Genomic DNA, 6182 nt, shown 5'->3' with positions numbered 1-6182 from the left:
GCCATACCAGGACCAGCGACCAGATCCTCTGATGAGGACCTACAAATGAATGTAACGGGAGGCGGTCAGAGCTGGGAGGTGCTGGTCGGTGATGGTCTCGGTTTCGTTGGTGGGGACGATGTGGAGGCGGCAGCGGGCCAGGACGTCGAGGCTGAGGTAGCGGCATCCTTCGGCCCACTCGTCGGTCTGCTCGGCCAGGACCCCTCCTAGGAGGCGGGTGATGGCGTCTCGGCGGAGAAGATTCCCACGGAGTCGGTGCGGCGGCGGATCTCCTTGTTGAGGCGCTCGTTGGGATTGTTGGGCCAGATCTGGACCCACACGTCCTTGGGGAAGGCGGTAAAGGCCAGCAGGTCGTCTCGTGCCGCGTCCGGGTGCTCGGCGACGGCGTGGAGCTTGTCGCACACGTAGTCCAGCAGTCGGTCGAACTGGGCGTTGACCGCGGCGGCGCCGGGCTGGTCGTACACCAAGTGCAGCATCGCCTTGACGGCGGGCCACAGGCTCTTGGGGGTCACGGCCATGAGGTTGGCGGCTTAGTGGGTGCGACAGCGCTGGCACGAGGCGCCGGGGATGTTGGCGCTGATGGCCTCGACCAGACCGGCGTGAGCGTCACTGGTGACCATCCGCGAGACCTGCGACTTGGACAGGGAGTTGATCCCCAAGGTCTTGACGAGCTTATCCATGCGGCGGGTGGAGACCCCGGCGAGGTAGCAGTCGGCGACCACGGTGATCAGCGCCGCCTCGGAGCTCTTGAGTCGTTCTATGAGCCACTCGGGGAAGTAGGTGCCCTTGCGCAGCTTGGGGACGGCGACATCGATGGTGCCGACGCGAGTGTCCAAAGGGCGGTGACGGTAGCCGTTACGCTGCGCGGTGCGCTCGGGGCTGGGCCTGCCCCACTCGGTGCCGCACACGGCATCAGCGTCCGCCGACAAAAGCGCGTTGATCACCGTCTGCAGCAGGTCACGCATCAGGTCCGGGGACGCCTCAGCCAGGACTTCGCCCAGCAGGCCAGCAGGGTCGAAAATATGAGGAGCGGTCATTGTGATGACTCCGTTCGAGAGGGTTGTAGGAGATTCCTCGAAGGATCACACGGTGACCGCGCCGACCTTCACGACGGGACCGACCACCGAGTGGCTACACACCACTATGCGGGACTCCACTGCCACGCCACGCTAGGAATATTCGGCAAAGACGCCCTAAAGAGCAACGGGTACTTCCAGTTTCTTGCTGATGGCCTTGATCTGCCGCTCAAGCAGAGGTGACAGTTTGGTAAGCGACCTTTGCCTACTGGAAGTGAACCAATCAAGCGGCTAAATCGCAGTTCGCGCGCGTTTGTATCCATCATGGTGTGAAAGTTTCGCACAACTGGTCACGATGGATACAAGACTCCAGTGCGGAGTGGTGCTATCCGATAGCGCCGAGACCGGCTATGAACTGGGAATTCGTACCGTCGCCGTCGTTTGGAGATTAGGCTGCTTAACCGTTGAGTGTCCGGCACGCCGCTACCCCGGCTGTCTTCCGTAGAGGGGTGAACCAGTCGGGATTTCGCGCGCAGCAATTGCTACTCCTGGTCGACGTCATCCTCTTCATCGTCTTGAGGCTGTGTATCCTTCTCAGCCTGGTGGCGAAGCTCCCAGTAAACAAGGTCGGAGATCTCTTTAATGATCTGGCCCTTACGATGAGCGCTTTCGAAGAACTTCTCCATGATGTTTTGCTGGGAGTCCTGGTGATCGAGCACCGCATTCGTGACGGCAGTTTCGATCGTCTGCGACTCACGAAACTGCTCCTTGGTGTTTGCGTTGACCTGATCCTTAATCTCTTCATTCTGAACCAGAATCGTGACGACGCCCTGTCCCCAAGACTCCACTGAACCAGGGTCAAACTCTTCGTCCTCAAACAGGGAATTGATGTTGTTCAGGGTTTCTTCCCAGGCCACCAGGTGCGGGTCGCGCGAACGTCCACCGCCAACTCCCATCGGGTTGAGCTTCTCGCCGTCGCCGCCGAGTGAAATAGCTCCTTCGCTCTGGCGCGTCTGCTTGATGAGGGTGAGCTCGATGTTGTTAAAGTCCAGCTCTTCTGGAGTCTTGCGACCAGTAAGTCGCGGTCGTAGTAGCCGGAGGAACAGGGCGAGGTTCTCGAGGTCGGTGTCCTGATAGTCGACAACCTGAGACAGGAAATCGTAGAGGCGCACGAATGAGCCAACGTCCTTGCGGAAGAGGTCAAGCTCGTCAATCTCGGCCTTTGTGTTGTCGGCCAAGGCTGCGACGTAGTGGTCATTGAACCGATCAGCGGCTTGCTTCAGCGGTGCAGTGTGCTTACCGTGCTTCTTCTCGATGATGAATGCCTGCGCGAAGGCATCCACGTCATCCTTCGTATAGATCCCCAATTTCAAGCTTCCGCGCAAGGTCATGCACGAGGTCTGGGTCGGTAGTTTCAATGATTTCGGCAGTGCGGTAGTACGGCAGGAGTGCGTCGAGGATCGTGTCCGTGTCGTTGACGAAGTCAAGAATGTACATGGTGTCTTTACCCTTCGACGGCAGGGTACGGTTCAGACGGGAAAGCGTCTGGACCGCTTCGATCCCGTCAAAGCGTTTGTCCACGTACATCGCGAACAGCAACGGCTGATCAAAGCCCGTCTGGTACTTGTTGGCAACAATCAGAACCTGGAACTGATCGCCCGCGAACGCCTGTGGAATCCCGCGCCCGCGCAGGTCAGGGTTCATGTTCGTTTCTGTATATGGCTCCTGCACTCCGGGCACGAAATCATCAATCTGCTCAGCGGTTAAGCTTCCGGAGAGCGCCACCAAGGTTCCCAATGGGTAATTGTGTTTCTCAACATAAGCATCGATTGCCATCTTGTACTTCAGCGCAGCGGCTCGGCTCGAGGTCACCACCATCGCCTTAGCGTGTCCATCGAGGAGCTCAGCAACATTCTCGCGGAAATGCTCGACGATGATCTGAACCTTCTGAACAATGTTTGCCGGATGCAGACTCACCCACCGCATGAGGCTCTCTTTCGCGGTGCCCTCATCGACGAGATCTTCACCACCAACAGCACCACCAGCTCTCTGAGCGAGCTGGAAAGCCGTCTCATAAGTCGTGTAGTTACGCAGCACATCAAGGATAAAACCCTCCTCGATGGCCTGCTGCATCGTGTACACGTGGAAAGGCTGTGGCAACCCATCCGCACCAGGGCGCCAAACATCTCCAACGACTTGCCCTTCGGCGTAGCAGTAAATGCATGGAGCGAGATGTTCTGAGCTGTCGCCCGCGCTGCCATCTCACCGGCAAGCACGTCCTCGACGCTTACCTCGCCACCGCCCTCGAGGGCTTCGACCTCTGCTTGTGAAAGAACCTGTCGCAGCTTCTGAGCACTTGTACCGGTCTGAGATGAGTGCGCCTAGTGCGCGATTACCGCAAACTTGCGATCCGCGAGCCCACCCTGCTGCGCAAGCGCCTCAAGCACTAACGGGAAAGTCTGGAACGTGACGATGATGATGAGCTTGCCGCTACTCAGTTCCTTGGCTAACAGGTCCGATTTTGAGGTAGCTGACGCTTTACAAACCTCGTCAGCGTTAATCGTTTCGACCAAACCCCTCGTGCCCTCAATTGCCTTGATTGCCTTCTGAAGCTGGTCATCGAACACGGTACGATCTGTCACGACAATCACCGAATCAAAAGTCTTCGAAATATCGGCGTTGTGGAGGTTCGCCAGCCCGTGAGCCAGCCACGCGATCGAGTTCGTTTTTCCTGATCCTGCAGAGTGCTAGATCAGGTACTTACTACCCGCCCCCCTCAGCGCTCGTGGTCTCGAGCAAACTAGTGACGGCCTCCCACTGGTGGAAGCGCGGGAAGATGATCTGCCTACTACGCGAGCGAACACCAGTGATTGGATCGACCTTCTCAGTGATCTGCAGGAGTATCACTAGGACTGGCTCACCGGACCCAATCCGGGCTACGGCTTTGCCGGCGGGACCTATCCGTCTTCCACGCTGACGGATGAGGACCACATCGAGGCGATCCGCGACTTCCTCGCCGAGATCGACCCGGAGACCGGTTACCTCTCAGACGACTGAAGCCTCGGCCGGCACGACTTGGCACTGCACCCCGCCGACGGAACACGCGCAAGCGCCGGGTTCAGCGTTCACGTTCCTCCCGGTCAGGTGCAGTCGCGCTGAGAGCGGTGCTGACGACCGATTCGGGCCCCGCAGCGGCCGACTCGACCGGCAGCACGGCGCGACCGGCGCCGTGGTTGAGCGTCTGCGTCCGGTATCGCCGCTGGTGCCACACGGTCAGTGCCGCGCCGATGGCGTAGAGGATGCTCGAACCGACGAACACCGACACGTAGCCCAGCTGGCCGGCCACAGACAGGGAGACCGCGCCAGCGCCGAAGGACACGAGCATGGCGAACGAGGCGAGCGTGGTGTAGTCCGACCCAGCGCTGCCCGGACGCGAGTAGTCCATGTTGATCGAGTACACGATGATGGAGCCGGCGGTGTAGCCGAGGAAGAACACGATCGTCACCGCGACGATGTAGACCGTGGATGCTACACCCGAGATGACGGGGAGGAACGCGACCATTCCGATAACCGCCAGTGCACAGCCGACCAGCAGGACGCGCTCCCTGCCGAAGCGCTGGATCAGCACCCCTGTGCCGAGGGCGGCAGCTGTCCCGCAGACACCAGCGAGCAGCGTAGTCAGGGTGGCTGTCTCTTCGGCGCTCCAACCTTGGTCGATGAGGCTCGGGGTGATGAGACTGTAGCCTGCAGTGAGGCCCATCCACGTTATCGGCACCACAAGCAGCATCCAGATCCCCGCGCCCCGCTGGCGCACCACCGTCCAGATGGTGTTCACCGAGATCCGCGCGGCCCGCGCCTCGGCGCTGGCTGGGGGTTCAGGGCTCACGGCGATCAGCAGCGTCGGCAGGAGGGTGAGCACAGCAAGAGTCGCGAGGGCGGCGAACCAGCCGGCCCACCCGTAGATCACGGTCGTGAGTCCGCCTCCGACGATGAGGCCGATGTAGCTCCCGGCAACCTGGACGCCGTTGGCGAATCCGCGTTCATCACTGCGGATCGAAGAGATCGCCAAGGCATCGGCCGCTACGTCCTGCGTCGCCGAGAGGAGGATGTAGACGGCGGCCAGCAGCAGGAAGACCCCGAACTGTGCGCGCACATCCGGCAGGCAGGCGATGACCGCAAGGACGCAGGCGAGAAGCGGCTGAAGAACGAGCAGCCAGCTGCGGTAGTGGCCCCCGGCCCGGTTGCGGCCGAATCGGTCGACCACTGGTGCCCACAGGAACTTCACCGCCCAGAGCATCCCCAGGGCACTCACGGCTGCCATCGATTCGAGTGCGACCCCTTTCTCGCGGAGGATAGCCGTAGCGCCGGTCATGAGGAACCCGATGCCGAAGTACTGGGAGGCATACAGCGCAAGAAGCAGCAGGAAGCGCCGTTCGCTGAGCCGGGTTTTCGAGGATCCGTTGCGGATTCGTGTGTCAGAGGCGCGCACGACCAACCTTCCAGAAGCCCGAGCTCATCACCTGACGGCGGGGGACATCGCATTCCTTGACCAGGAAGCGCCGTCCGAGCGCGGCAGTCTTGGCCTCGGCACACACCCATCCGTAGTCGATCCTGCCCAACTGCTGCTGGCCGAGTTCAGCGGCGAGCGCAGAACCGGGGTCGTCTCCACCGCGGCACACGACGGCGATGCCGGCTTCGCGCGTACCCGGCAGGACATGGTCCTCGCTCGGCACCTCGACGATCGCACTGAAGCGCAGCTCGGGGTCCGATTTGTGAGCGGAGAGGATTTCGAGCACACCGGGAAGACCGGTCTCATCGGCGATCAGCACGTGGTGCCCGACATCGGGAGCACTGCCGTAAGGCGCGGTCTGAAAGCGCAGGCCGACCGGATCGCCAGGTTTCACCCGTGTGATCCAGCGGGCGCCGGGACCGTCGTGTCCGCGGCTGACGATGTCGATGTCGATCTCAGCGAGCGCCGCGCGATGTTCGCGCACTGTGTACCACCGCAGATCGGGGCGGGAGGCCTCCGGAATGCGCGAGAGAGTCGATCGTGGGTTGAGACCTGCGTAGTCGGGCATCTGGAGGCCCTGCCCGGGCGGCGGCATGAAGAGACCCACATACTCATCCGGACCCATCAGCGCCACGTCTGAGATCTCCGGGGCTGTG

Annotated in this window: 4 protein-coding genes and 2 pseudogenes; all 6 read right to left on the bottom strand. The window is 61.2% G+C overall.

Annotated features, from left to right (window positions below; translation table 11 throughout):
* Positions 1–39: 39 nt before the first annotated feature.
* Positions 40–1037 (bottom strand): annotated as a pseudogene (locus tag QP868_RS11870) (transposase).
* A 521-nt stretch (positions 1038–1558) separates the two neighbouring features.
* The gene (locus QP868_RS11865; protein ID WP_284926772.1) at positions 1559–2407 is read right to left on the bottom strand and encodes a hypothetical protein; all 849 of its coding nucleotides are present in this window, start codon (positions 2405–2407) and stop codon (positions 1559–1561) included.
* Entirely contained in the window at positions 2361–3149 is a 789-nt protein-coding gene (locus QP868_RS11860) for a type I restriction enzyme subunit R domain-containing protein (protein ID WP_473964651.1), read from the bottom strand. Before QP868_RS11860 ends, QP868_RS11865 begins: the two co-directional genes overlap by 47 nt.
* Before the next feature lie 248 nt (positions 3150–3397).
* A pseudogene (locus QP868_RS11855) lies at positions 3398–3751 on the bottom strand (type I restriction endonuclease subunit R); the annotation flags it as partial.
* A 383-nt stretch (positions 3752–4134) separates the two neighbouring features.
* Positions 4135–5505 (bottom strand): MFS transporter, encoded by a 1371-nt coding sequence (locus QP868_RS11850; protein ID WP_051873817.1) that lies wholly within the window; start codon positions 5503–5505, stop codon positions 4135–4137.
* Positions 5492–6182 (bottom strand): siderophore-interacting protein (locus tag QP868_RS11845; protein WP_284926770.1); only part of this gene is annotated, 691 nt, incomplete at its 5' end. The genes QP868_RS11845 and QP868_RS11850, both read right to left, overlap by 14 nt.

Source organism: Brevibacterium sp. UMB1308A (assembly GCF_030230605.1).
Taxonomy (GTDB): Bacteria; Actinomycetota; Actinomycetes; order Actinomycetales; family Brevibacteriaceae; genus Brevibacterium.
Note: the sequence above shows the minus strand (reverse complement) of the source record. Positions and strands in the feature narration are given on the sequence as shown.